The sequence below is a fragment of the Rhizobium sp. C1 genome (genome assembly GCF_021026335.1).
Taxonomy (GTDB): domain Bacteria; phylum Pseudomonadota; class Alphaproteobacteria; order Rhizobiales; family Rhizobiaceae; genus Ensifer_A.
The window spans coordinates 400157-424196 of sequence record NZ_JAJNCY010000001.1 but is presented as its reverse complement, the minus strand read 5'-3'; the positions used below and the strand labels follow the sequence as shown (position 1 = coordinate 424196).

At 61.4% G+C, this 24040-nt stretch carries 25 protein-coding genes, 1 other RNA gene and 1 pseudogene; 9 read left to right on the top strand and 18 right to left on the bottom strand.

Translation table 11 applies throughout. The features are described from left to right. The 3 genes from LQK83_RS02130 to LQK83_RS02120 all read right to left on the bottom strand — a co-directional run bounded on the left by LQK83_RS02130 (position 1) and on the right by LQK83_RS02120 (position 1315). On the bottom strand, positions 1 to 600 hold the full coding sequence (locus tag LQK83_RS02130; RefSeq protein WP_230835639.1) for a LysE family translocator: 600 nt from the start codon (positions 598 to 600) through the stop codon (positions 1 to 3). A gap of 102 nt (positions 601 to 702) precedes the next feature. After that, the gene (locus tag LQK83_RS02125; RefSeq protein ID WP_230835638.1) at positions 703 to 1083 is read right to left on the bottom strand and encodes a type II toxin-antitoxin system PemK/MazF family toxin; all 381 of its coding nucleotides are present in this window, start codon (positions 1081 to 1083) and stop codon (positions 703 to 705) included. After that, positions 1049 to 1315 (bottom strand): AbrB/MazE/SpoVT family DNA-binding domain-containing protein, encoded by a 267-nt coding sequence (locus LQK83_RS02120; RefSeq protein ID WP_230835637.1) that lies wholly within the window; start codon positions 1313 to 1315, stop codon positions 1049 to 1051. Before LQK83_RS02120 ends, LQK83_RS02125 begins: the two co-directional genes overlap by 35 nt. A gap of 138 nt (positions 1316 to 1453) precedes the next feature. On the opposite strand from LQK83_RS02120, the gene LQK83_RS02115 reads away from it, so the two are divergent. Then, a complete protein-coding gene (locus tag LQK83_RS02115; RefSeq protein ID WP_230835636.1) occupies positions 1454 to 1927 on the top strand; it encodes a VOC family protein in 474 nt (157 codons plus the stop codon). Positions 1928 to 1975: 48 nt separating this feature from the next. Here the strand turns inward: LQK83_RS02115 and LQK83_RS02110 are convergent, their stop codons facing one another. Beyond that, the gene (locus LQK83_RS02110; RefSeq protein ID WP_230835635.1) at positions 1976 to 2503 is read right to left on the bottom strand and encodes an NUDIX hydrolase; all 528 of its coding nucleotides are present in this window, start codon (positions 2501 to 2503) and stop codon (positions 1976 to 1978) included. A 173-nt stretch (positions 2504 to 2676) separates the two neighbouring features. Between LQK83_RS02110 and LQK83_RS02105 the strand changes: the two are divergent. Then, a pseudogene (locus LQK83_RS02105) lies at positions 2677 to 2794 on the top strand (inorganic phosphate transporter); the annotation flags it as partial. Between the two features lie 4 nt (positions 2795 to 2798). Here the strand turns inward: LQK83_RS02105 and LQK83_RS02100 are convergent. The 5 genes from LQK83_RS02100 to LQK83_RS02080 all read right to left on the bottom strand — a co-directional run bounded on the left by LQK83_RS02100 (position 2799) and on the right by LQK83_RS02080 (position 7758). After that, positions 2799 to 3200 carry a DUF1398 domain-containing protein gene (locus LQK83_RS02100; RefSeq protein WP_230835634.1) on the bottom strand — a complete coding sequence of 134 codons (402 nt, stop codon included), beginning with the start codon at positions 3198 to 3200 and terminating at the stop codon, positions 2799 to 2801. Between the two features lie 42 nt (positions 3201 to 3242). Further along, positions 3243 to 3698: a MarR family winged helix-turn-helix transcriptional regulator gene (locus tag LQK83_RS02095; RefSeq protein ID WP_230835633.1), complete on the bottom strand. Its 456-nt coding sequence runs from the start codon at positions 3696 to 3698 to the stop codon at positions 3243 to 3245. A gap of 65 nt (positions 3699 to 3763) precedes the next feature. Next, a complete protein-coding gene (gene chrA / locus LQK83_RS02090; protein ID WP_230835632.1) occupies positions 3764 to 4984 on the bottom strand; it encodes a chromate efflux transporter in 1221 nt (406 codons plus the stop codon). 421 nt (positions 4985 to 5405) lie between these two features. After that, complete coding sequence (gene ilvN, locus LQK83_RS02085; RefSeq protein WP_230835631.1) at positions 5406 to 5978, bottom strand: acetolactate synthase small subunit; 573 nt, start codon at positions 5976 to 5978, stop codon at positions 5406 to 5408. A 22-nt stretch (positions 5979 to 6000) separates the two neighbouring features. Then, complete coding sequence (locus LQK83_RS02080; protein ID WP_230836259.1) at positions 6001 to 7758, bottom strand: acetolactate synthase 3 large subunit; 1758 nt, start codon at positions 7756 to 7758, stop codon at positions 6001 to 6003. Between the two features lie 337 nt (positions 7759 to 8095). Between LQK83_RS02080 and LQK83_RS02075 the strand changes: the two genes are divergently transcribed. Beyond that, positions 8096 to 10066, top strand: coding sequence for an ATP-binding protein (locus LQK83_RS02075; RefSeq protein ID WP_230835630.1), 1971 nt, complete (start codon positions 8096 to 8098; stop codon positions 10064 to 10066). Between the two features lie 11 nt (positions 10067 to 10077). Here LQK83_RS02075 and miaA read toward each other — a convergent pair whose 3' ends face one another. Then, the gene (miaA, locus tag LQK83_RS02070; RefSeq protein WP_230835629.1) at positions 10078 to 10959 is read right to left on the bottom strand and encodes a tRNA (adenosine(37)-N6)-dimethylallyltransferase MiaA; all 882 of its coding nucleotides are present in this window, start codon (positions 10957 to 10959) and stop codon (positions 10078 to 10080) included. A gap of 12 nt (positions 10960 to 10971) precedes the next feature. Here miaA and serB point away from each other — a divergent pair, with 12 nt between their 5' ends. Continuing rightward, a complete protein-coding gene (gene serB / locus LQK83_RS02065; RefSeq protein ID WP_230835628.1) occupies positions 10972 to 11856 on the top strand; it encodes a phosphoserine phosphatase SerB in 885 nt (294 codons plus the stop codon). Then, positions 11853 to 12407: a GNAT family N-acetyltransferase gene (locus LQK83_RS02060; protein ID WP_330166254.1), complete on the top strand. Its 555-nt coding sequence runs from the start codon at positions 11853 to 11855 to the stop codon at positions 12405 to 12407. The genes serB and LQK83_RS02060 overlap by 4 nt, the downstream gene beginning before the upstream one ends. Before the next feature lie 437 nt (positions 12408 to 12844). On the opposite strand, the gene LQK83_RS02055 is transcribed toward LQK83_RS02060, so the two are convergent. The 7 genes from LQK83_RS02055 to LQK83_RS02025 all read right to left on the bottom strand — a co-directional run bounded on the left by LQK83_RS02055 (position 12845) and on the right by LQK83_RS02025 (position 18633). Beyond that, the gene (locus tag LQK83_RS02055; protein WP_442966682.1) at positions 12845 to 14407 is read right to left on the bottom strand and encodes a Do family serine endopeptidase; all 1563 of its coding nucleotides are present in this window, start codon (positions 14405 to 14407) and stop codon (positions 12845 to 12847) included. 122 nt (positions 14408 to 14529) lie between these two features. Beyond that, on the bottom strand, positions 14530 to 14724 hold the full coding sequence (locus LQK83_RS02050) for a DUF2065 domain-containing protein (protein WP_230835627.1): 195 nt from the start codon (positions 14722 to 14724) through the stop codon (positions 14530 to 14532). Then, a complete protein-coding gene (hflC, locus tag LQK83_RS02045; protein ID WP_230835626.1) occupies positions 14721 to 15671 on the bottom strand; it encodes a protease modulator HflC in 951 nt (316 codons plus the stop codon). The genes LQK83_RS02050 and hflC overlap by 4 nt, the downstream gene beginning before the upstream one ends. Then, complete coding sequence (hflK, locus tag LQK83_RS02040; protein ID WP_230835625.1) at positions 15668 to 16768, bottom strand: FtsH protease activity modulator HflK; 1101 nt, start codon at positions 16766 to 16768, stop codon at positions 15668 to 15670. The genes hflC and hflK overlap by 4 nt, the downstream gene beginning before the upstream one ends. A 142-nt stretch (positions 16769 to 16910) precedes the next feature. Continuing rightward, positions 16911 to 17426, bottom strand: a complete 516-nt coding sequence (locus LQK83_RS02035; protein WP_230835624.1) for a dihydrofolate reductase — start codon at positions 17424 to 17426, stop codon at positions 16911 to 16913. Beyond that, positions 17423 to 18217 (bottom strand): thymidylate synthase, encoded by a 795-nt coding sequence (locus LQK83_RS02030; RefSeq protein ID WP_230835623.1) that lies wholly within the window; start codon positions 18215 to 18217, stop codon positions 17423 to 17425. Before LQK83_RS02030 ends, LQK83_RS02035 begins: the two co-directional genes overlap by 4 nt. A 107-nt stretch (positions 18218 to 18324) precedes the next feature. Continuing rightward, a complete protein-coding gene (locus LQK83_RS02025) occupies positions 18325 to 18633 on the bottom strand; it encodes a DUF2853 family protein (protein WP_230835622.1) in 309 nt (102 codons plus the stop codon). A gap of 137 nt (positions 18634 to 18770) precedes the next feature. Between LQK83_RS02025 and ssrA the strand changes: the two genes are divergently transcribed. From ssrA to LQK83_RS02005, 4 genes are all read left to right on the top strand, one after another. Further along, positions 18771 to 19146, top strand: a transfer-messenger RNA (tmRNA) gene (gene ssrA / locus LQK83_RS02020). 167 nt (positions 19147 to 19313) lie between these two features. Then, a complete protein-coding gene (locus tag LQK83_RS02015) occupies positions 19314 to 19823 on the top strand; it encodes an SspB family protein (protein ID WP_230835621.1) in 510 nt (169 codons plus the stop codon). A 12-nt stretch (positions 19824 to 19835) separates the two neighbouring features. Beyond that, positions 19836 to 20054 (top strand): DUF4169 family protein, encoded by a 219-nt coding sequence (locus LQK83_RS02010; protein WP_230835620.1) that lies wholly within the window; start codon positions 19836 to 19838, stop codon positions 20052 to 20054. Further along, the gene (locus tag LQK83_RS02005) at positions 20051 to 20305 is read left to right on the top strand and encodes a ribbon-helix-helix domain-containing protein (RefSeq protein ID WP_230835619.1); all 255 of its coding nucleotides are present in this window, start codon (positions 20051 to 20053) and stop codon (positions 20303 to 20305) included. Before LQK83_RS02010 ends, LQK83_RS02005 begins: the two co-directional genes overlap by 4 nt. Positions 20306 to 20311: 6 nt before the next feature. Here LQK83_RS02005 and LQK83_RS02000 read toward each other — a convergent pair whose 3' ends face one another. Continuing rightward, positions 20312 to 24028, bottom strand: a complete 3717-nt coding sequence (locus tag LQK83_RS02000) for an AsmA-like C-terminal region-containing protein (RefSeq protein WP_269065145.1) — start codon at positions 24026 to 24028, stop codon at positions 20312 to 20314. Positions 24029 to 24040: the final 12 nt, after the last annotated feature.

Sequence of the window (24040 nt, the reverse complement as noted above, 5' to 3'; positions counted from 1 at the left end):
TCACTTCAGCATCGGCCAGAGGCTGAGCACGAGCAGCACCGCCATGGTGATGTTGAACACCCGCAGCCGGCGCGGGTCGTCAAGCCAGCCTTTCAGACCCGTGCCGAAACCCGCCCAGGCGGCGGTGCAGAAAATGCCGACCGACAGGAAGGCGAAGACAATGAGGAATGAATCGCGAATGTACGCATCGGGTGCCTGATAGGCCGCAACCGCCCCGCCCGCCATCACCCAGGCCTTCGGATTGACCGCCTGAAACAGCGCGGCTTGTAACAATGTCATCGGCCGCGCATCCGTATCATCCTTAGCCTCGGCAAGACTGCGCGTCGTGGCAATGTGCCAGGCGATCCAGAGCAGATACCCTCCGCCCAGAACCTTCAGCACCAGATAAAGCCGCGGTTCGGCCGAAAACAGTTCTCCAAGACCCAGTCCGACGGCCAGGATGAGCAGCGCAAAACCCACCTCGATCCCAAGAATATGCGGGATCGTCCGCCGGAACCCGAAATTCACCCCGGATGTCAGCAACATCATATTGTTCGGCCCCGGCGTGACCGATGAGGTGAAGGCGAAAACGAGCAAAGCCAGAAATGTTTGATACGACATGTTCTCTCCGAAATTTATGTCAGCAATGCTGACCTAACTCCGGAGGAGGTGCAATGTCTTCATTGTGAGGGTGACAAGATTGGACGGAATACGTTGTGCCTTCTAGTCGTCGTCGCCGAAGCCGATCAATTGCGCGACATATCGACGAACCGCCCACAAGAGTTCTGCGTCTGCAGTTTCGATCACGCGAAGAACCCGCGCGCGCTCATCCACGGATCGAACCTGGTCAGTGAGGATCATGCCCTTTGTTTTCATCGAAGCCGGTAGAGCAATCTTTGTGGGCCAGGGAGCTATGTTCCGCGTGATCGGGCAAACGATGATGCGCTTGGAGCGCCCGTGCATCCAGTCCGAAGAAATGACGATGGCGGGTCGAGTTCCTGCCTGTTCTGTACCGAGCGCAGGATCGAAGGCGACGAGGATGATGTCTCCTGCCTTCAACACCAAACGCTCAGTCATGATCGTAAAACCGCTCGGAGCCGACATCCGGGCCCCAATCGACGGTATCGGGCTCGTTCTCGAAACCCAGCCGTTCCATCTCTTCCACCATTTCCCGAATGGTGGGAATGCGCCGCGTCTCCGGCACGACCGAGATCGCCCCGTCCCGCTTTTCCAATCGAACGACACTGCCGTTCTTCAGGCCAAGATCATCCATCATCGCCTTGGGCAGGCGAATGGCAGAACTGTTACCCCATTTGGATATCACGACCTTCGGCATCGCTGCCCCCTTTAGGATATACATATGGATATCACGAGAGCTGACGAAAAGAAACGCCCGCTCTCTCGCCAAGATGATAGACATCGCCCGCAAATTACGTTTATATCAACCTATAAACACAAAGGAGGAGAGACACCCATGACGACCGTCACCCAACATCTGTGGTTCGAGAAAGGGATGCGCGACGCGCTTGCAACCTATGTGGCCCTGATCCCCGGTTCCGGCATCGACTGGATCACGCCCATCCCCGGCGACACGCCCTCCGGCCCCGCCGGCAGCGTTCAGATCGCCGCTTTTCATCTCGGCGACCAGCGTTACATGGCGATCGAAGCGGGACCGCTCGACAGTTTCAACCATTCCTTCTCCATCCTCGCCTCCTGCGACGATCAGGCCCAGATCGACCATCTCTGGGAGAAACTGGGCGAAGGCGGCTCCTACGAGCCCTGCGGATGGCTGCGCGACCGCTGGGGCCTTTCCTGGCAGATCAGCGCCAGGCGCCTGGGCGAACTCATGATGGGTCCCGACCCAGCCGCTGCCAAGCGGGTGACGGAAGCCATGCTCAAGATGGGCAAGATCGAGATCGCAGCGCTGGAACGCGCCGCGGCCGGCTGAAGATCTTGGTGGACGCGCGGGCGGATTGGCCTCAAGTCCGCCCGGCTCCTACGCCACCACCCTCGGCTTGAAATCGATCAGCAGCGATTTCAATTCGATCTCGCGCACCCGTCGCGCCGCCTCGACCGGACTTACCCAGGCGATGACACGCTGGCCAAGTTCCTTGAAGCGGTCATGCAGGATCTCTGCCTCGATCTGAAAAACATCGACGATGCACGGAACGACCTCGCCGCTGTCAAGTTCCTTCAGGTAAGTGTAGCGGCCGATGGCGCGCTCCAGCACCTTGCCGCGGACGCCCGCCTCCTCGAAGGCCTCGATGGCGGCGGATTCGGCAAGCGTCTTCTTCTTCACGGGCCAGCCCTTGGGGATGATCCAGTTCCGGCTGCCGCGCGAGGTGACGATCAGAACCTCGATCTCCGCGTTCTCTCTCTTGTAGCGAAAACAGAGGGCAGCCGTCTGCTGGCGAAAGGAGCCACTGAAAAGCGTCTCAGGTCGCTTGGCGAGCTGATGCAGAAGGGATTGCGCCGGCCCGGATGGCTTTACCTGCGGCTTTCCAGCCTTTTTCTTTGATTTCATTAGAACCGAGATTGTCAAAATTTGGATTTTGGAGCAATTGCCAGCGAGAATATATGACAGTTTTGTGACAATGATCACAAAGGCACGTTGATATCAAGAAATTCAGCGGAAGTGTCGCGGTCATGATGGGTTGGTTCCGCAAGCTCATCCGCAGCTTCCGCTTCCTGCAGTTCGTATCCGCCGTCCGCTGGGGCCTCGCCGGCAACATCCTCATCGCCTGGTTCGTCACCATGCCCCCCCGCCTGCGTGATCGCGGCGGCGAGCTACTGGGTGGCGGGGCTGGTCGGGTAAGCGCTCAGCGCGGAAAATGCTCCACATGAGTCTCCGCCGTCCGCCCGAAATAGACGACGCGGCGGCCGAGAAACGAGACGAGATAGCCGGCGCAACCGCTCTTCTTCACGCCCTCCGAGAAGCCTTCATAAGTGTAATCGGCCGCACCGGATTGCGCCCAGCGCACCATGCGCTCAACGCCTTGCGGATCGAAGGCCGCCTCCACCTTGCCCGATGACGCGGGCATGGCCAGCGTCACGTGATCGCCATCCGGCAGATAATAGGTCTGGCTGTTGGCGCGATAATCGACCGTATACCCCTCGAAGCCCGCACCGATCAGGCGGCCGACGATTTCGGGAAAGCTTAAGGTTCCGTCATGGGCGGCGTGCAGGCAGGTTTCGGCAATAGCTATGCGTTCCGCATCCATCGCGGCTCTCCTTTTCTCGGTTTATATGGAATTTGAACAGGCTCAGTCCACGGGGGCGGATGAAAGCCCGCGCCGCTCGACCAGCAGTTTCAGCAGCCGGTCAAGTTCCGCATGGTCTTCCGCCGAGAGAACCCCGAAAGCCTCGGCATCATTGGCATCGGCGAGTGCCGCCAGCTGCGGCACCTTCGCCCTGCCCTCCACTGAAAGCGCAAGATGATGCGCGCGGCGATCCGTCTCGTCCTCGGTGCGGCTGACCAGGCCTTTTTCCAGAAGCCGGTCGGCCAGTTTGCTGATCGCGCCCTTGGTCATGCCCATCTTGGTCGCAAGCAGCGAAGGCGAAAGCGACCGCTCATCATAAAGCGCCCGCAGGAACACCCATTCCGCCACCGTCACCCCCTCGCTCGCCAGTCGGCGGGCGAAATCCTGCGACACGGCATTGGAAATCATCCGCATCCAGTAGCCGGTATGAGACGTCAGATCGGAAATGGCGGAAGACATGTCAACCTCATTCATTGACTAGGAAACTAGCCGAATTTAGTTTCCTAGTCAATGAATTTTCGATCTCAGAGAAAACCCATCCCCAGCACGGCAAGAGGCAAGGCGATCACCACCACCCAGGGCGGCAGTTTCCAAATGGTCAGCCCGAGGAAGCCGGCGAGCGCAAGGAAAAAATCAGCGGGCGACAGCACCGCGCTCGTCCAGACCGGATTGTAAAGTGCAGCGCCCAGAATGCCGACGACTGCCGCATTCGCACCGCGCATGGCGGCTTGTGCATACGCGCGTCGGCGCACCCCTTCCCAGAAGGGCAGAATGCCGGTCACCAGCAGGAGACCCGGCAGGAAGATCGCTATGAGCGCAACGGCTGCACTCGCCAGATCGCCCGTCGCCTGCCCGATGGCGGCACCCAGATAGGCGGCGAAGGTGAAGAGCGGACCGGGAACGGCCTGCGCCGCACCATAGCCGGCCAGAAACACATCGTTAGACAGCCAGCCCTTATCGACAATCTCGGCCTTCAGAAGCGGCAGCACCACATGCCCGCCGCCAAAGACCAGCGCGCCGGAGCGATAGAAGGCGTCGAAGAGAATGACGTCCGCCGAGCCGGTCGCCGCAGCCCAGAGCGGCATGACGACCAGCAGCGCGAAAAACAACACAAGACAGCCCGCCCCGAAGCGCCGCGAAATCGGCACCGAAAGATGCCCGATCTGCGCTGCCCCCGCCTGACGGCAGACGATCAGCCCCGCCACCGCCCCCACGGCAATAGCAGCGACCTGCCCCACGGCGCTGGTCACGAAGGTGACGATGAGCACGGCGGCCAGCGCAATCCCTGCCCGCGTCCTGTCCGGCGTCAGGCTCTTCGCCATGCCGTAAACGGCCTGCGCAACAACAGCGACCGCGACAAGCTTCAGCCCATGAAGGATCGCCGCCTCCACCGGCCCACCGGCAGACGCTGCCCCATAGGCGAAGAGCACGAGCAGGATGGCCGAAGGCAGCGTGAAAGCCGTCCAGGCGGCGAGCGCCCCCAGCGGCCCGCCGCGCAACAGCCCCATGCAGAAGCCGACCTGGCTCGACGCCGGTCCGGGCAGAAACTGGCAAAGCGCCACGATCTCCCCATACCGCGCCTCATCGATCCACTTGCGGCGCAGAACCAGTTCGTCGCGGAAATAGCCGAAATGGGCAATGGGACCGCCGAAGGAGGTCAGGCCGAGTTTCAGGAAGGTGGTGAAGACTTCGAGGGCGCGGGATGGGTTGGAGCGGTCGGGGAAATTGGGACGGTTGTTCGTCATTTATTGTCCCCTGTGGATGTTCGCTTTGCCGAGACAGAAGACCCGCTCCATGCGCATTTGCAACGTCTTAGGATTTCGCAGACGCCACCCATCCTCTCCGTCATCCCGGACTTGATCCGGGATCCAGCGCGCGATGTCCATCGCGTAGAAGACTCTCTTCATAAGAGTCCTTTCAGCCCGCGGACGCGGGCTGGCTGGATGCCGGATCAAGTCCGGCATGACGGAGGAACGAGAAGTCCGCTCCTCCGGCTATTCTGCCTCGTCCCCTTACGGACTAAAGCCGAGCCTTTAGCGCCCGATTGTTACGGCAGCATGTCTGCCGCAACTGCGATTGAGAGAGTATCGGGCGGACCCGCGCATGGGTTACATCGAACGTGGAGTAGACAGCACCAGCCACCCTACTCCACCGCCCTGCCCTCGATTACATACCCTGCGGGCCGCGGTTCAACGCCGCGATCCCCGTCCGGCAGACCTCGATCAGGCCCATCGGCTTCATGATGGCGATGAACTGGTCGATCTTGGACGGCTTGCCGGTGATTTCGAAGATGAAATGGCCGACGGTCGCGTCGATCACCTTGGCGCGGAAGGCTTCAGCAAGACGCAGGGACTCGACGCGGGCGTCCCCGGAGCCGGCGACCTTGATCAGCGCCAGTTCGCGCTCGACGGGACGGTCCGCACCGAGTTCGACGGCGCGAACCGTGAGATCCACGACGCGGTGAACCGGCACGATGCGCTCCAGCTGCGCCTTGATCTGTTCGAGAACATGCGGGGTGCCGCGCGTCACGATGGTGATGCGCGACAGATGTGCCTCGTGTTCCGTTTCCGAAACCGTGAGGCTTTCGATGTTGTAGCCACGGCCGGAGAAGAGGCCGATGACGCGGGCGAGAACGCCCGGTTCGTTGGAAACGAGAACCGAAAGCGTGTGGTTTTCGACGGCCTGCGTTTCCTTGTCGATGAAATAGGCGGAGCCGGTCGGTTGGTGCTGTGCGTTCATGATCGTTCTTCCTACCTATCTCTTAGACCAGCTGACGGCCCTTGGCGTCGATGGCATTGGCAACGGCCTCGTCGGTGGCCTCGTCGGGCAGCAGCATTTCATTATGCGCCTTGCCGGAGGGGATCATCGGGAAGCAGTTGGCGAGGTTCGCCACGCGGCAATCGAACAGCACCGGCTTCTTGACATCGATCATTTCCTGGATCGCATCGTCGAGATCGCCCGGCTTCTCGCAGCGGATGCCATGCGCGCCGAAGGCCTGCGCCATCAGCACGAAATCGGGCATCGCTTCCGTATAGGAGTTCGACAGGCGGTTGCCGTGCAGCAGCTGCTGCCACTGGCGCACCATGCCCATATACTGGTTGTTCAGGATGAAGATCTTGATTGGCGCGTTGTACTGAACGGCCGCAGACATTTCCTGCATGGTCATCTGGACGGAGGCGTCGCCCGCGATGTCGATGACGAGGCTTTCCGGATGCGCGATCTGTGCGCCGAGTGCTGCCGGCAGGCCATAGCCCATCGTGCCGAGACCACCCGAGGTCATCCAGCGGTTCGGCTTCTCGAAACCGTAGAACTGCGCCGCCCACATCTGGTGCTGACCGACTTCGGTCGTGATGTAGGTGTCGAGATGCTTGGTCTTCTCATAGAGGCGCTGGATCGCATATTGCGGCATGATGACATCGTCATTCGGCCGGTAGGCGAGCGAATTGCGCGCGCGCCAGCGGGCGATGTTTTCCCACCAGTCCTTCAGATGCGATTTGTCGGCCTTGTTGGCGGTTGCGCGCCACAGGCGAACCATATCTTCCAGAACCCGACCGACATCGCCGAGGATCGGAACATCGACGCGAACCGTCTTGTTGATCGAGGACGGATCGATGTCGATATGGATCTTCTTCGAATTCGGCGAGAAGGCGTTGAGGCGGCCGGTGATGCGGTCGTCGAAACGCGCGCCGATGCAGACCATGACGTCGCAATCATGCATCGCCATGTTCGCTTCGTAGGTGCCGTGCATGCCCAGCATGCCAAGCCAGTTCTTGCCCGAGGCCGGATAGGAACCGAGGCCCATCAGCGTCGAGGTGATCGGGAAGCCGGTGAGCTCGACCAGTTCTCGCAGCAGCTGCGATGCTTCCGGACCCGAGTTCACGACACCGCCGCCGGAATAGATGATCGGACGACGCGCGGAGGCCATCAGCTCGACGGCGGCGCGGATACGGTCCAGATCGCCCTGCATCTTCGGCTTGTAATTGCCCTTCGGCTGCGTGGCGGCCGGGGGCGTATAGGTGCCGGTGGCAAACTGGACGTCCTTCGGGATATCGACGACAACCGGACCCGGACGGCCGGTCGTGGCGATACGGAAGGCTTCATGGATCGTTGCGGCCAGATCGTTGACGTCCTTGACCAGCCAGTTGTGCTTGGTGCAGGGCCGCGTGATGCCGACCGTGTCGCATTCCTGGAACGCGTCGGAGCCGATGAGCGTGGTCGAAACCTGGCCGGACAGGCAGACAAGCGGAATGCTGTCCATCAGCGCGTCCTGCAGCGGCGTGACGGCGTTCGTCGCGCCGGGGCCGGAGGTGACGAGCATGACGCCCGGCTTGCCGGTCGAGCGGGCATAGCCTTCGGCGGCATGGCCGGCGCCCTGCTCGTGGCGAACGAGAATGTGCTGGATATCGTCCTGCTGGAAGATCTCGTCATAGATCGGCAGCACGGCGCCGCCGGGATAGCCGAAGATATGCTCGACGCCATTGTCCTTCAGCGCACGGAGAACGATCTCCGCCCCAGTCATCTTCCCGTCGTTCTGAGTGTCCTTACCCGTCATCGTCCTTGTTCCGTTTTGCTTGGTTTTGCGGGGTGTCTAGCTTGTTTTAGGGCATAAAAAAAGGCCCCTTGGAGGAGCCTGTGTGCAGCGCATGGGTGGCTATCGCCGGATGGTTACACCATCCTGCCCATGCGCCGTCCCACCACGATAAGCGAAATCATCTTGTTCATGGCGCGAAGTGTTAACGGCAAAGGTGGAAGCCGTCAACGCCGCAAGCGGAAAAATCTTGGCGTGATCTCGGCCTGCGGCGGAAACCTCCCATTAAGACTGATCCCATAGTCTGCTTTCGAAAGCGAAAGTGAATATGACGGACCAAGGGCCCGCGGATAAAACCGCAGAACGCAGAGACGTGGACGCTCCCGGAGACCGCCTGCTCGGCCATGTGGTGGCCTGCAGCGGCGCACGCGCGACCGTGGCCGCCATCATCGAAAACGGCGCGACAGATCTCACGGAGCGCTGGTCCGTCGGACGTCTGATTTCCATCAGCGTTGGCCGGAACCGCGTCGTGGCGCTGGTCGATTCCATGCAGACTGACAACAAAGCCTGGATGCCGGGTGCCAACAACGTCTTCCGCGTCGAAGTGGAATTGATGGGTGAAGTGGTCGTCGACGACGATGGCTCGGAAACCTTCTCCACCGGCATCAGCTCCTATCCACATCTCGGCGCCATCGCCCACCGCATCCGCAAGGACGACCTGAAGCGCATCTACAAAACGCGGAACGGGGAAAGCCGCCCCATCGGCAAGCTGTCGCAGGACCAGAGCATCGATGCAGAGGTGCATATCCCCTCGATGCTGTCGAAACACTTCGCCATTGTCGGCTCGACCGGCGTCGGCAAATCCTCCGCGGTGTCGCTTCTCCTGCGCACGGCGGTCGAGGCAGACCCGAAGCTGCGCGTGCTCATCCTCGATCCGCATAACGAATTCGCCGCCGCCTTCAACGATCTGTCTGTCGTCATCGATCCCGAACGGCTCGACCTGCCGTTCTGGCTGATGCGGCTCGAGGAGTTCGCCGAAGTGGTGTTCCGCGGACGCATCGGCGTCCCGGAGGAAATCGACGCGTTACGCGATCTGATCCCGGAAGCGAAGAAGTCGTTTCGTGGGGAATCGAACCTCATGCGCCGGCAGTCCGATCGCTCGTCGATCACAGCCGACACGCCGGTTCCCTATCGCATTTCCGATCTTCTGGCGCTGATCGACGAACGGATCGGCAAGCTCGAAGGCCGTTCCGAAAAGCCCTATCTGCGCTCGCTCAAGCTGAGGATCGTCTCCGCCGTGAACGATCCGCGCTATCGCTTCATGTTCTCTTCGAACACGATCAACGACACGATCCTGGAGACCGTGCAGACCATTTTCCGGATTCCGGGCCACGGCAAACCGATCACGGTCTTCCAGCTGTCGGGCATCCCCTCGGAAGTGGTGAATTCCGTCGCGTCGGTGTTGACCCGCATGGCCTTCGAAATCGGCCTGTGGTCGAATGGCGCGATCCACATGCTCGTCGTCTGCGAGGAAGCGCATCGTTATGTCCCCTCCGATCCCAGTCTCGGCTTCGTCCCGACACGCCAGTCGATTGCCCGTATCGCCAAGGAAGGTCGCAAATACGGCGTTTCGCTCGGCATCGTGACGCAGCGCCCCGGCGATCTCGACCAGACGATCCTCTCGCAGTGCTCCACCGTCTTCACAATGCGCCTGACCAACGAGAACGATCAGGACATCATTCGCTCGGCGATCCCCGAAAGCTCGCTCTCGGCGACAAGCTTCATCTCCTCACTCGGCAATGGCGAGGCGATTGCCTTCGGCGAAGCCGTTTCGGTCCCCATGCGCATGAAATTCAACCGCCTGCCGACGCCGCACGTGCCGAAAACGACCTCTTCGGACGTGCCGGAGATCGAAGATGCGGGAGACAATATCAATCTGCGGAGCATCATCGCGCAGATGCGCCAGGTTTCGGGCCAACCCGACATTTCCGCCTTTCAGGAAAGTTTCGAGGAAAGCACTCGCCGTCAGGTCGAACAGCTTCCCTCGATCGCGGAAGAAAGCCCTCTGGAGCCCTATAGCGCCGACATGCTGCCCGGCAGAGCGCCCTTCACGGCATTGGACCCGACGCGTCTTGCGCCGCAGCCCATACGCCCCGGCTCCTTTACCGAGGCCGATGCGCCTGTCCGGCAACCGGGTGAGGCAACCGGTCCGACATCGCTCCGCCGTGACCCCAACCGGCCCACCACGCTGCGCGACAGCCTGCTGAAAAAGCCCCTCTCAAGTCTCTACAAGGACTGAGCCTGAGCGGCTCAAGTGGCAATCCGCTCCCAGCTCTCGTCCATCTGATTGCGAAACCAGGTCATCTGCCGCTTGGCATATTGCCGCGTGGCAGCAACGGCCTGCTCGATGACCTCGGCGCGGCTCATCTCGCCGCGCAACATGGCGGCAATCTGAGGCACCCCGATCGCCTTCATCGCCGGCACATCCGACGGCGGCGACAGCGCCTGCAGCGCCTCGACCTCCTCGACCGCGCCCTCGTCCATCATCGCCGCGAAGCGCCGGTCGATGCGGCTGCGCAGGACCTCCCTCTGCGGCAGCACGACGATCTTGCGCGCCTTTGCCGGATCGATGATTGCGGGACCCGCAGCGGACTGGAAATACGCGATCGGCTTGCCGCTCGTCATCAGCACTTCCAGCGCCCGGAGAATTCTCTGTCCGTCGCCGGGCTGAAGCACGGCCGCACCTTGCGGGTCGCGCGCAGCCAGAAGCGCATGCAGCGCCTCCGGCCCCTCCTTTGCCAGCCGTCCCCGCAATGAAAGCCGCAGCTCCTCGGACACCTCCGGCATCTCGGAGAGCCCGCCCGTCAGCGCCTTGAAATAAAGTCCGGTTCCGCCAACCAGAACGGGCGTCTTGCCCGCCGCACGGATCGTCTCGATCTCGCCTTGAGCGGCGCGCAGCCACGCGCCCGTCGAATAGGTCGTCTTGGCCGGCACATGCCCGTAAAGCCGGTGCTCCACACCGCCCATGTCGGCCTCGGACGGCCGGGCGGTGACGACGCGCAGCGTGTCATAAACCTGCATGCTGTCAGCATTGACGACGATACCATCCACCCGGCGCGCCAAGTCGAGCGCCAGAGCAGACTTGCCGCTGGCCGTCGGGCCGGTTATCAGGATCGCGTCGTATTCGCTCACAAGGTTTTCTCCATGGCTCTCGTCGCCACGCTCATTGCCAATCCGCAAAATCCTGTACTCGTCCCGGCGCTCGGTGAAAAGGCCGCAAGCACGGTTTCAGCCTCCGGCCTCTACTGGCTGGCCGACGGGATCGCCTGCGACATCGCGCTGAAGGACGGCACGGATGCAGCCGAAGCGATGGCCGCCCTCACCGCCGCCATCGACGGAGCGCCGATCGATATCGTGGTCCAGAACGCCGAAACCCGGCGCAAGAAGCTGCTCATCGCCGACATGGACTCCACCATGATCGGTCAGGAATGCATCGATGAACTCGCTGCTGAAGTCGGCCTGAAGGACCTCGTCGCGGCCATCACCGCCCGCGCCATGAACGGCGAGATCGAGTTCGAGCCCGCCCTTCGCGAACGCGTCGCCCTCCTCAAGGGGCTGCCGGTCACCGTCGTCGACGAGGTGATCGCCAAGCGCATCACGCTCACCCCCGGCGGCAAGGAGCTGATCGACACGATGACGGCGAACGGCGGCTACACGGCGCTGGTCTCCGGCGGCTTTACTGTCTTCACCGGCCGTATCGCCTCCGTCCTCGGCTTCCATGAAAACCGTGCCAATGTGCTCATCGAGGACGACGGCAAGCTTGCCGGCATCGTCGCCGAACCCATCCTCGGCAAGCAGGCCAAGGTCGACGCCCTCCTCGACATCACCGAAACGCTCGGCATCCACACCGACGATGCGATTGCCGTCGGCGACGGCGCCAACGACCTCGGCATGCTCCAGCTTGCCGGCTCCGGCGTGGCGCTGCACGCCAAGCCCTCGGTCGCGGCGCAGGCGAAGATGCGCGTTGACCATGGAGACTTGACCGCCCTGCTCTACATCCAGGGGTATCGGAAAAGCGATTTCAGGTGACCACGCTCGAAACCCCTCGCCTGATTTCGCGCCCATGGACCGAGGTGGATATCGAGCCGTTCTTTGCGCTCTGCAGCGATCCGGAAGTCATGCGCTATTTCGGCGGCCCTCAGTCGCGGGAGAAGGTTGAAGCAACGGTGCGCAGCTGCATTGAGCTGCAGGCGCGCTTCGGCGTCTGGCTTCAACCTCTTGTGCTGAAGGAAACCAGCGCGTTCGTCGGGATGGCCGGAATCGCAGAGGTTCTGTTCGAAGAACATTTCACGCCAGCGGTGGAAATTGGCTGGCGTCTGGCGCGGAAGCATTGGGGACATGGCTATGTCACGGAGATCGGCAAAGCCTTCGTCGATTATGCTTTCAGGGAACGCAATTTCGGCGAGCTCGTATCCTTCGCCGTTCAGGACAATGAGCGCTCCATCGCCGTGATGAAACGGCTTGGCTTTACGCATGATCCAGCGGACGATTTCGACCACAAGCGCGTGCCCGATGATCTGCCACACCTGAAGCGTCACGTGCTTTATCGTTTGAAAAATCCGGTGGAAAAATCGGCTTAAATTTACTCGCCGGGATGCTGCTTTTGCTTGCTCTTGCGGATGTCATACAGCACCCAACCGAAGCCAAGCACGGCTACGATAAGAGGAAATACATACCAAAAGAATATATCCGGGGTCATGGCTTCAGTCTTCCCAGCATTTGCCTCGGTGCCCAATGTAAGCCGGCTGCAGCCAAAATCCAAGTGGCGACGCCGAGAAGGCCAATCCACATCTCCGCACCCGGAGAATAGTTCAACGTCTTCCCCAACACGCCCACAACCACAAACGCCGTCGAAAGCCGATCGAGCGCATTGGCGGCGAGCTTCGTTCTCTCATTGTGAACCAGCATGCAGATCCCTCGCGCCAACCTCGCGCGAAAATTGTGCGGAATCGTCATGAGCGTCAATAACTGAGCATTTCCGCGTCCTGAACAACGCTGAACACGCTCAAAGGTGGCGCTATTCGAGCCTCAGCGCCACGAACCTCAGATCACCCTTCGCATTCGCGATCATCACCTGCGCGTTGCGCCGGTCCGCCTGCTTCAGCGATGCAACCTTGGCCGCAGCATCCGCCGGTGTCGCAATGAACTGCTGCGCGATTTCCACGATAACATCGCCCGCGACAATGCCCTTCTCGGCCGCCGGCGAACCGGGCTCGACCTCGGTCACGACCACACCTTCGACGCTTTTCTCGATGGAGAACTGTTTGCGGCTATCGTCGTCCAGCGCCTTCAGCACCATGCCGAGAACAGGCCCGTCGGCTGCGACAGCCTTGTTGTCATCCTGATGCTTTTCGGGCTTGCCCGGCTTTTCAGGCTTTTGCGGCTTGGCCTCGTCGGAGGAACCACCATCGTCCAATGCTTCCGGAGCGGTTTCTGTATCGTCTTCGGCATCCTTGGCCATCTGCTTGAGCCGCACGGTGACCGTCGTCTCCTTCCCGTCGCGCATAACGACAGCCTTGAGGTCGGTATCGATGGGGCTCTCGGCAACGATCAGCGGCAGGTCGCGCGCCTGCTTCACCGGCCTACCGTCAAAGCTGACGATCACATCGCCAGCCTTGATCGGCCCGCCCTCGACCGGACCGCCGGCAATGACGCTGGAAACCAGCGCACCGCGCGCCTTGTCCAGCCCGAGCGTCTTGACCATGTCATCCGTCACCGGCTGGAGACGAACGCCCAGCCAGCCGCGCCGCGTCTCACCATAGGTCTTGAGCTGCTGGATGACGTTCATGGCGATCTCGGAGGGAATGGAGAACCCGATGCCGATGGAGCCGCCGGTCGGCGAAATGATCGCCGTGTTCACACCGATCACATCGCCTTCCATGTTGAAGAGCGGACCGCCGGAATTGCCCTTGTTGATCGCGGCATCCGTCTGGATAAAGTTGTCATAGGGCCCGGCATTGATGTTGCGTCCTCGCGCCGAGACGATCCCCACGGTCACCGTGCCGCCGAGCCCGAACGGATTGCCGACCGCCATTACCCAGTCGCCGATGCGCATCTTGCGAGAATCGCCAAACTTCACCGCCTTCAGCGGCGCCTTCGGCTCGACCTTCAGCACCGCAAGGTCGGTCTTGGTGTCGGTCCCGATCAGCTTGGCTTCCAGCGTCGTGCCGTCGGCAAAGTTGACGTCGATCTCGTCCGCACCCTCGATCACGTGATTGTTTGTCACGATATATCCGGCCGGATCGATGACGAAGCCGGAGCCCAGCGAATTGACCTTGCGGTTCTTGCCGCCGTCCTTCTTCCGCTTGTTGAAATAGTCGTTGAAATACTGCTCGAAAGGCGCGTCCTTCTGAACCTTCGGCGACGGCGAGCCGCTGTCGGCTTCGCTGCCCTCGGCATCTTGCGAGATCGAGATATTCACCACCGCATCAAGCAGCCCTTCCGCCAGATCGGCGACAGAGGCCGGCCCGCGCTGCTGCACGGCAGCACTTTGCGCCATGGCAGGGCCACCGGGCGTGACCGCTATCGAAATGGCGGCAGCAGCCGAGAGAAGCAGGAACTTCGAAGACGAACGTGACACGCGGCATTTCTCCTGTGGGAGATCGCGCCCGCAAATCGCCGGCGCATGTGATAAAACAGGTCGCTCTTGTTATCGCCACCATCCTTCCGGGTAAAGTGGCGTTTCTGTGAGCGATCGACCGTTTAATGGACGAGCCAGACGAGGCCGACCCCGAGTGCCAATGCGACAACACCAAAAACACGAAGCCGCTCTTCCGACATGGCCGGAATCTGCTGCGCCATGTTCTTGATAAGCCGAGGGGCCAGCGCATAGGCCAGCCCCTCGATGATCAGCAAGAATGCCAGTCCGATCAGACCATCGGTGGCAAGCGCGCTCACTGCTGGGCAGCCGGCGGCTGCGGAGCCTTGGCGGCATCGGCCGGCAGCCGCTCGTCCAGTTTCTTCTTTCCGCCCGCATCATTGAAGAAGCGGAAGAAATCGGAATTGGGCGAGAGCACGAGGCTCGTATCCGAGGTCGTCAGACTGCTCTTGTAGGCATTCATCGAACGGTAGAATTCGAAAAAGGCCGGGTCCTTGCCATAGGCCTGGGCGAAGATGGCGCTGCGCTGGCCTTCGCCTTCACCGCGCAGGATTTCGGATTCGCGCCGTGCGTCTGCGACAATCTCGACGACCTGACGGTCGGCAATGGCTTCGCGGCGCTGTCGTTCCTGCACACCCCGGGCACGGATCAGTTCAGCCTCTGCCAGACGCTCGGCCTTCATGCGGTCGAAGGTCTGCTGCGAGACTTCCCGTGTCAGATCGGTCCGGCGGATGCGAACATCCATGATCGATATGCCGAGCGCGCCTGCATCGTTCTTCAGGTCGGTACGAACCTCCTGCATCATCGCGCTGCGCTCCTGCGAGAGAGCAGACTCGAACCCGCGCAGACCGTAAACCCGGCGCAGTGCGGAATCGAGCCGTGTACGCAGCCGCGACTCGGCGACGCTCACGTCACCCGAAACGGCCTCGCGAAAGAGCTTGGCATCGGTGATCTTGTAGATGATGAAGGCATCGACTTCGTAGAACTTGCCGCCCTTGACCTGAACGCGAATATTGTCGAGGTCGAAACGAAGCGCCTGTTCGCTGACATACTGTACGCGATCGGCATCAAGGAACCCGAACGGCAGCTTGAAATACAGCCCCGGCTCGGTCTTGACCGACTGGATCTTGCCGAAGCGGATCACCAGCGCCTGCTCGCGCGCACCCACGACGAACATCGAGGAATAGGCCAGAAGCGCAATCAGTGCCGCTGCGACAATGCCGATGGAAAGACGATTGCTATTCATTTCGTCTCTCCCTTGGCGCCCTTGTTCATGAGTTCGTTGAGCGAAAGATAGGGTACGGACTGGCCGGACTGGCCGTCCATGATGATCTTCCGGCTCGACTTCATGAGGTTTTCCATCGTCTCCAGATACATGCGCTCGCGCGTGACATCGGGAGCCTTGGCATATTCGGCATAAACGGAGTTGAAGCGGGCCGCCTCACCTTCCGCTTCCTTCACGACGCGATCCTTGTAGGCAGCTGCCTCTTCGCGGATCTGCGAGGCTTCACCGCGGGCGCGGCCGAGCTTCTGGTTGGCGTATTTGTTGGCTTCCTCGACGTAGCGATCCTCGTCCTGCTCGGCGCGCTGCACTTCGTCGAACGCATCAGCCACTTCACGCGGCGGCGCAGCATCTTCGATTGCCACCGTGCGGATCGAAATGCCGGCCTTGTAGGAATCAAGCGTCGCCTGGATGATGTTCTTCACGTCCTCGGCAACAGCCTGACGGTTGTCGCGATAGATGTCCTGAACCGGACGCGAGCCGACCACTTCGCGCATGGCGCTTTCAGACACCTGCTGAAGCGTATCGCGCGGATCTTCGACATTGAAGAGATAGGCGCGCGGATCGGTGACTGCATAAAGCACCGAGAACTGCACATTGACGATGTTCTGGTCGCCCGAAAGCATCAGACCCGCATCGCTGTTGGAGCCGGACTTCGCGCCGATATTGGCCTGCTGTTCGGTGACCTTGACCATTTCCACGCGCTCGAACGGCCAGAAATGGAAATGCAGGCCCGGCATGGCGACGTCCTTGGCCGGCACGCCGAAACGGGATACAACACCGCGCGCATCGGGCTGAACCGTGTAGACGCACTGGAAGAGCCAGAGCGCGGCAACGACCGCGAGACCCAGAAGCACCAGTCCGCCGCCACCCGAGCCACCGGGGATCATGCGTTTCAGTCTGTCCTGGCTGCGCCGGATGATTTCATCGAGTTCCGGAGGGTTGTTTCCGTTTCCGGGCCGGTTCGGTCCGGAGCCCCAGGGCCCCTTGCCGTTTCCGTTACCGCCGCCACCGCCGCCGCCCCAAGGGCCGCCGCCGCCATTCTGATTGCTCCAGGGCATCAAGTCCTCTTGCTGTTACGGGCAAGAGACGTTTTCCCCCACCCTCGTCTTATGGTGACAGGTTATAGGTATCGTCACGGAGGGTTTCAATGCGGACCGACCGGTTTCCCGGCCAAGAAACACAAATTGCCGCAGTGAAGGTTTATTTTCGGCGTGTATAGGTCACGAAACGGGCCGCATAATCATCCCTCTCGCCCGCCTCCATGCGACCGGCCTCCTCGGCCTGCCAGACGGCGGGATCGATCGCCGGAAAACTCGTATCGCCGGCAATGTCCGCCTCGACATGGGTGATGTGCAAAACATCTGCAACCGGCATGCCGAGACGATAGATCTCCCCACCGCCCGCGATGCAGATCTCATCGACACCGGCCTCTGCAGCCAGCGTAGCCGCCTTGGCGAGCGCCTCATCGAAGGAATGCACCACATGCACGCCCTCTCGAGCGTAAGATCGGTCCCGCGTGATGACGACATGCGGCCGACCCGGCAGAAGACGCGGGAAACTCTCGAGGTTCTTTCGCCCGATGACCAGCGGCTTGCCCATCGTCATCGCCTTGAAACGCTTGAGATCCGTCGACATGTGCCACGGCAGATCGTTATCGCGCCCGATCACGCCGTTGCGCGAGACGGCGGCAATCATGGAGATCAGCGGTTTCGTCATACCGCAATCGGCGCCTTGATCGTAGCATCCGCCTCATAGCCGACCAGCTCGAAATCCTCGAACTTGAAGGAGAAGATATCCTTCACGTCGGGATTGATCTTCATGAACGGCAGCGGCTTCGGCTCCCGCTTGAGCTGCGTTTCGGCCTGTTCGAAATGGTTGTGATAGAGATGCGCGTCGCCGAATGTGTGGACGAAATCACCGGGGCGAAGGCCGGTCACCTGTGCCACCATCATCGTCAGCAGCGCATAGGAAGCGATGTTGAACGGGACACCGAGGAAGATGTCGGCCGAGCGCTGGTAGAGCTGGCAGGAGAGCTTGCCCTCCGAGACGTAGAACTGGAACAGGCAGTGGCACGGCGGAAGCGCCATCTCGTCGACTTCCGCCGGGTTCCAGGCCGACACGATATGGCGACGGGAATTGGGATTGGTCTTGATGCCCTCGATCAAAAGCGCGATCTGGTCGATCTTGCGCCCGTCCGGCGCCGGCCAGGAGCGCCATTGCGAGCCGTATACCGGCCCCAGCTCGCCATTTTCATCGGCCCATTCGTCCCAGATTGTCACGCCATGCTCGTGCAGATAGGCAATGTTCGTCTCGCCCTTCAGGAACCAGAGAAGCTCGTGAATGATCGACTTCAGGTGCAGCTTCTTGGTTGTCGTGACCGGAAAGCCCTCCGACAGATCGAAGCGCATCTGATAGCCGAAAACCGAGCGCGTACCGGTGCCCGTGCGGTCACCGCGATCGACGCCGGTTTCCTTCACGTGGCGGAGGAAGTCGAGATATTGCTTCATGGCCCGCTGATTCCCTGTTCTTCAGACGGGCGGGAGTTTAAAGCCAAGCGACGTCGCTTCCAAGGCGGAAACGCCGCAGCCTGTCGTCAATCCAAGGGAAAGAGCCGTTAAAGCTCGCCGAGCTTTCCGAGTTCCTTGGCGACGAGATAGTAGAAGGTGACGCGCGACTTGGAATGATCGGCTTTCATCGCGACAGCAACGGAAGCCACCGGCTTTTCGGCGGCCTCACCCGTCACGCCAAGCTTCTTGCCGCACCAGCTTTGCACGACGCGGTCGAGTTCCGACTTGTCGGAGGCGGACACCAGAGAGGAGTCGCGGTCGCGAAGCGCAATACCCAGATGCTTGACGATCTTGGCAACAACAGCCTCATCGGCATTGGCATCATACTTGCGGACGTCTGCAAGATAATCAGTCATGATGTTTGCTCCCTGCTTTCCCGATGCTTTATAATGCATTCTCATATTGAATTTTTTAGTCGAATTACCCTCAAGTCAAGCAGAGATTGCAGCAACGGCCGAAATCGCGTCCTCAAATTCGCTGGATTTGGCGAACGGCCCTTTTCATCCGCTCCCATAACACTTATATGAACAGTGCCGTCTTTCGAGGCGGCTATGGCAATAAACGGGCGATGGAATAAACCTATTGGACCCGGGGGCGGTACCCGGCGCCTCCACCAGAAACCGCTGAAAGCGTGTCACGCGGCGAGCGGCTTCTGATGGGGGCGAAATAGGATCGACAAGGGTGTAAAGATCGACTTTTTGCCCGGCATGATACCACCGTTATCGGGTCACAAGTGTAGTTGCAAACGACAACAACGCTAAGGGTTATGCTCTCGCTGCTTAATCGCGGTGCGGGAAATCCGACCTAAGTCCTTAGGGTTAGCACCTTAAGGCGGGGTTCGGAGGTACCTGGCAACAGAAACCTCCACCTAAATCTCTCCTTGATCTTGATCTCTCCCACCTGTCGCCTCACCTTCTCCCCATCGGCGGAATCAATTATATTGCCGTTGGCAATAGGCTCGCATATAGCGGGTTTTCGGAATGCCCGGTTCGTGGCATAGATAGCATTGAACACACTTCAGGAAGGCGGTCACAGTATGGGGCAGGATCATATCCGCTACGACATTCTCGCACAGGACGCATTGCGCGGCGTAATCCGCAAGGTGCTGAGCGAGGTCGCTGCGACCAATAGCCTGCCGGGCGACCATCATTTCTTCATCACCTTCTTGACCGGCGCGCCGGGCGTTCGCCTCTCGCAGCACCTGAAGAGCAAATATCCAGAACAGATGACCATCGTCATCCAGCACCAGTTCTGGGATCTCAAGGTTACCGATACCGGCTTCGAGATCGGCCTGTCCTTCTCCGACACGCCGGAAAAGCTGGTCATCCCCTTCAATGCCATCCGCGGCTTCTATGACCCCTCGGTCAATTTCGAACTCGAATTCGACGTCGCCGCCGATGCCGGTATGGAAATCGTCGAGGACGAAGACATCGCCGCCTTCGTGGCACCGGTCGAAGCCACAGACGATGCCGCCGCCAAGCCTGCCGATGGCGAAAAGGCCGGCGCTTCCGTCGTTTCGCTGGATGCCTTCCGCAAGAAGCAGTAACGGGCAAGAACCTTGGGCGACGTCGTCAATCTCCGCCAGTTCCGCAAACGCGCCGACCGCGCGGAAAAGGAAAAGACGGCCGAGCAGAACCGCCTTGCCCATGGCCGCACCAAGGCCGAGAAATCGCTGACCAGGGCGCTCAACGAAAAGGCGGCCAGAACACTCGATCAGGGCAAGCTGGACAAGCCCGCCGGGGCCGAAGGTCACGACGACGGGAAGCGCGACGCGTGATCCGCAAACATTCGGTCACGCTGCGCGGACACCGCACATCCTTTTCACTCGAAGATGAATTCTGGGAAGACGCGCAGGCCATCGCGCGCCGCCGCAACCTGTCCATCGCGGCGCTTCTGACGGAAATTGACGAGAGCCGCGACGCCGCCAGCAATCTCTCCTCCGCCATCCGCCTTCATGTTTTGAGACATTTCAAGCACGCATCTGAAGCCGCTTCCGACGCACGTGAACCGGGCCGCGCAAGCGCCTGAAACGACTCAATTCCCGCCGGGCGGCGCAAGCTTCTCGCCGCGAATGACGTCCGGCTCAAAACCCGGCTGATCAAAACTCGAGCGCGGGGCTTTCAGTTGCGGGATCGAATTGGTTTTCTGGCCCGCCTTATCGCCTGATGCCTTATCGCCGGCCGCCTTCTCCGCCGCAGCCTTGTCGGCAGCAGCCTTCTCAGCCGCAGCTTTGGCGGCCTCCTGCGCCAGCCTTTCGGCCTCTGCCTTTTTCTCCGCCTCGATCCGAGCCTTCTCGCGCGCATCGTCGAGTGCCCGATAATAAAGCGCTTCCCGGCGCAGCCGCTGGCGCTCGGCAAGGCGCGCCTGCAGCAGATCGGCCTTCCGGCGTTCGCGCTCGAAGGCCCTGAGTGACAGGAAATTGGCAAGCTCCGTCGCATCGACCGACGAGGTCGGGCCTGCCAGCGTCCCGCCGAAGCGCAGGGTGACGGCCGGCGTCGCGCCCGCGACGTCGTCATCGCCCGGTTTGAAGGCCGCGCGCAGATCGGCGCGCAGTATGCCCTCCACAAGCCCGACGGAGGCATCGAGGCCAAGGCGCACCTCCGGCGTTTCGGCGCGCACGTTCTGCACCATCAGCCGTCCGCTGGAGATGGAAAAGGGCACCGCCACCCGATAGATGCGCGTCTGTCCCTTGACAATGATCGGCCCAACCAGACCGGCGACCTTCACTGCGTTGATCTCGCCGTCCATCTTGTCGGCTGCGGTCAAAATCGCCGGGAGTGCCCCGCCATTGAAACCGCTGATCGTAAGCGCCGGAACCGTCAGATTGCCCGACCCGCTGAGCTGGCCCGCAATCTGCCCGAGATTGGCGCCCGAGCTTTCGATCCCCACAGCCAGATCGGCCTTGCCGGCCAGAATCGGCTTGTCGTCGCCGGTGCGCCAGGACAGCGTCTCCAGATCGGCCTCCTTGACCTTGAGGTTGCCGCGCAGAAAGCCCTGCCCCTGGCCGATCGTCAGCGACAGCCCGCCGCTGGCAGCGCCGCCGGCGAACTGCCCCGTCCCATCCTCGATGGAAACCACGCCTGCTCCATAGCGCAGCCGCCCGGAGAAATTGCTGACCGGCGTCGAAGAGCCAACCCAGAAATTCGCCGCCGATAGCCGCAGGTCTGCCGTGAACGGCCCCGCGCTCGGCATCGGGAACGGCTGCGACGAAAATGCGCCGTTGGCGTCCTTCAGCGGCCCCGACACGAGTTCAGCCAGCCATCCGGCATCCAGCGATTTGACCGAGAGGTCGCCCGTCAGGACGCGCGCAGCATCGCGGCTCATCGTCAGGTTGCCGGCAACATTTTCCTCCAGCGCCTTTCCGGCGAGCGAAGACACCAAATAGGCGTCAGGCTTGATGTCCAGCGTTGCCGTCACAGAAAGCGGCAGACCGCTGCCCATATTGGGCAGGCTGTAGCCCGTCACCATCAGGAACGGCTCGACATCCTCGCTGTCGAGCAGAACCTTGTATTGCCCCTCGAGAAAATGCGCCGCCGAAAGATCGCCGGCCCCCTTGGCGTTGAAGCCGGTCGTCGCCGTCTGGGCGTTGAGAACGATCTGCGCCGGCGCAGACCCTGTCCGCGTCATTTTCAGGGAGACTGCGCCGTGGTTTCCGTCCAGCATCGGCAGGAGCCTGAAGCCTGCCTGCCCCAGAAGCGTGGCATAATTGTCGTTCTCGGCATTCAGCTGAACATCGAGGTTGGTCCCGGCCGAAAGCCCGAGATCCTGCCCCTGTAGCTTGACGGCGAGCTTGGTTCCATTCGCCGTTCCCTGCACGGTCGCGGTCATGGGAAAGTTGCCCGACCGCCCGGACGCAAGCTCGAAACCGAGATTGGCGTCGGCGAAATAATGCGCATTGCTGGCCAGCGCCGAAATGACGGGATGGCGCGGCAGGTTTCGCTCGGCCAGCAGCAGAACAGCGCGCGGATCGGCCGCCCTGATCCGGCCCTTCAGGTCGAGCACGGGCGCAGTGACGCTGCCAGACGCGGTGCCGGTCACATCAAGCGCAGCTCCGGAGAGATCGCCAACCGTCAGCTTGTCGAGGCTGAGCTTGCCGCCCTTGAGAGTGAAGACGGTCGCCACATCACTCGCGACAACGCCCTGCGAGGCCAGATTGCGGAACTGAAGATCGGCTGAAATCGTCTGGGCCAGAAAGGCTGCGCTCGTATCCTTGCCGGTGGCGAGGCTGGCGACGGCCCGCATGGCGTCGAAATCCAGATCGCCGCCCGAAAGCTGGATTGCCAGAGACGCCGCATCGCCGCTATCCGGCACCTGCCGTTCGATGCGACCCTTCAGGATCGCCCCGCCGGCAGCAAGCTCCAGATTGTCGAAGGACTGGATCTCGTCGTCGATCGTCACATCGGCGGAAAAGCCGAGCGCATTCAGGCTGCGGATCTGCGGCGACACGTCACCGGCGAGCCATGCTGCAAGGCCGGAGGGCTGGCTGGATGCCGCCGTCAGCGTACCCTTGAAGGAGCGCCTGTCTGACAGATCGAGAAGACCGCTCGCCTCGACCTTCGTCCGTCCCGGCAGTTCCACCGAAACCTGATCGAGCTTCCATCCCGTGCCATGCGGCTCGGCGACCACGTTGACATCGCGGAAGGACGTGTCGGCCGACACGATGGCCGGCAGCTTCAGCGTCGCCTTGCCCGGCACTGGCGGCACAGGAATGTCAGCCAGAAGCGACAGGAATGTTTCCAGCCGCTGCTCCGCCGTCGCGACCTGCTCGCTGCGCGAACGTTTCGCCCCCTCGCCGCTGGCGCCAATCGCGTTCATGTCCACCTGCTGGCCATCCGCCGTCAGCAGGAATTGAGGATTGAGCCCGGTATCGAGCGTCGCCTGACCCGTGATCGAATAGGGATCGCTCAGCGGCCCCATGTCGAGCTGATATTGCGGCAGGCGAATGCGGTCGCTGGCAAGCTCGAACGCGCCCTTGATGCGCACGGGTGCCGCCTCGCCCTGCTTCTTGGCGCCATAGCCAGCATTGAACGTCCCGTCGTAGCGCAGCTTCAGATCGACGAGCCTGAGGGTACCCTCCAGATCCGCCGTCACCGGCAGCGCATCGGGAGTGATATGCGAGGCCACGCGAACCTCGCCCTTGCTATCGCGCACACCCGTATTGATCGTGAACTTGCCGGCCACGCCATCGACCAGCCCCTTGCCGTCGAAATGCCAGGGACCGATGAGCGACTTGGCCGAAGCGGTGAAATCCAGCCCCGTCAGCTTGCGCGTCCGCCCTGTTTGATGATCTTCGAACGTCACCTCGCCATCGCTGACGCGGACGTTTTCCAGCACCACGATCTTGGCGGGGATGGACGGGTTGCCGGTCTTCGCCCAATCCAGCGTTCCGTCCTTCTGAAGCGCGATATGGACCTTCGGCCGAATGATGCGCATTTCGAAAATGCGCGCCTCACCGGACATGAAGGGCGCAATTTCCATATCCATGGCGAAGCGGGCGGCGGTGACCAGCGGCTTGCCGTCGTCGTCGCGACCGATCGTGACATCGTCCATGGTGACGGAGGGAAACGGGATCAGCCGCACACTGACGGCGCCATGGACCTCAACCTGCTTGCCGAGGATCAGCGACGCGCGGCGCTCGAAATCCCGCCGAAAACCGGTCCAGTCGATAAAATACGGCGCCACCAGCGCAATGAAAAGCGCCACCACCACCAAACCGGCAATGCCCACCATGATCCGGCCGAACACCGACAATCGCTCAATTCC

Coding starts and splice junctions, on each gene's coding strand:
- ilvN (WP_230835631.1), bottom strand. CDS start 5,978: ATGAACGCACAGCACCAACCGACCGGCTCCGCCTATTTCATCGACAAG.
- LQK83_RS02110 (WP_230835635.1), bottom strand. CDS start 2,503: ATGAAATCAAAGAAAAAGGCTGGAAAGCCGCAGGTAAAGCCATCCGGG.
- LQK83_RS02035 (WP_230835624.1), bottom strand. CDS start 17,426: ATGACGAAACCGCTGATCTCCATGATTGCCGCCGTCTCGCGCAACGGC.
- LQK83_RS02125 (WP_230835638.1), bottom strand. CDS start 1,083: ATGTCGGCTCCGAGCGGTTTTACGATCATGACTGAGCGTTTGGTGTTG.
- LQK83_RS02095 (WP_230835633.1), bottom strand. CDS start 3,698: ATGTCTTCCGCCATTTCCGATCTGACGTCTCATACCGGCTACTGGATG.
- LQK83_RS02120 (WP_230835637.1), bottom strand. CDS start 1,315: ATGCCGAAGGTCGTGATATCCAAATGGGGTAACAGTTCTGCCATTCGC.
- serB (WP_230835628.1), top strand. CDS start 10,972: ATGGCTCTCGTCGCCACGCTCATTGCCAATCCGCAAAATCCTGTACTC.
- LQK83_RS02015 (WP_230835621.1), top strand. CDS start 19,314: ATGGGGCAGGATCATATCCGCTACGACATTCTCGCACAGGACGCATTG.
- LQK83_RS02100 (WP_230835634.1), bottom strand. CDS start 3,200: ATGGATGCGGAACGCATAGCTATTGCCGAAACCTGCCTGCACGCCGCC.
- LQK83_RS02025 (WP_230835622.1), bottom strand. CDS start 18,633: ATGACTGATTATCTTGCAGACGTCCGCAAGTATGATGCCAATGCCGAT.
- LQK83_RS02130 (WP_230835639.1), bottom strand. CDS start 600: ATGTCGTATCAAACATTTCTGGCTTTGCTCGTTTTCGCCTTCACCTCA.
- LQK83_RS02115 (WP_230835636.1), top strand. CDS start 1,454: ATGACGACCGTCACCCAACATCTGTGGTTCGAGAAAGGGATGCGCGAC.
- hflK (WP_230835625.1), bottom strand. CDS start 16,768: ATGCCCTGGAGCAATCAGAATGGCGGCGGCGGCCCTTGGGGCGGCGGC.
- LQK83_RS02075 (WP_230835630.1), top strand. CDS start 8,096: ATGACGGACCAAGGGCCCGCGGATAAAACCGCAGAACGCAGAGACGTG.
- chrA (WP_230835632.1), bottom strand. CDS start 4,984: ATGACGAACAACCGTCCCAATTTCCCCGACCGCTCCAACCCATCCCGC.
- LQK83_RS02030 (WP_230835623.1), bottom strand. CDS start 18,217: ATGAAGCAATATCTCGACTTCCTCCGCCACGTGAAGGAAACCGGCGTC.
- LQK83_RS02080 (WP_230836259.1), bottom strand. CDS start 7,758: ATGACTGGGGCGGAGATCGTTCTCCGTGCGCTGAAGGACAATGGCGTC.
- hflC (WP_230835626.1), bottom strand. CDS start 15,671: ATGAATAGCAATCGTCTTTCCATCGGCATTGTCGCAGCGGCACTGATT.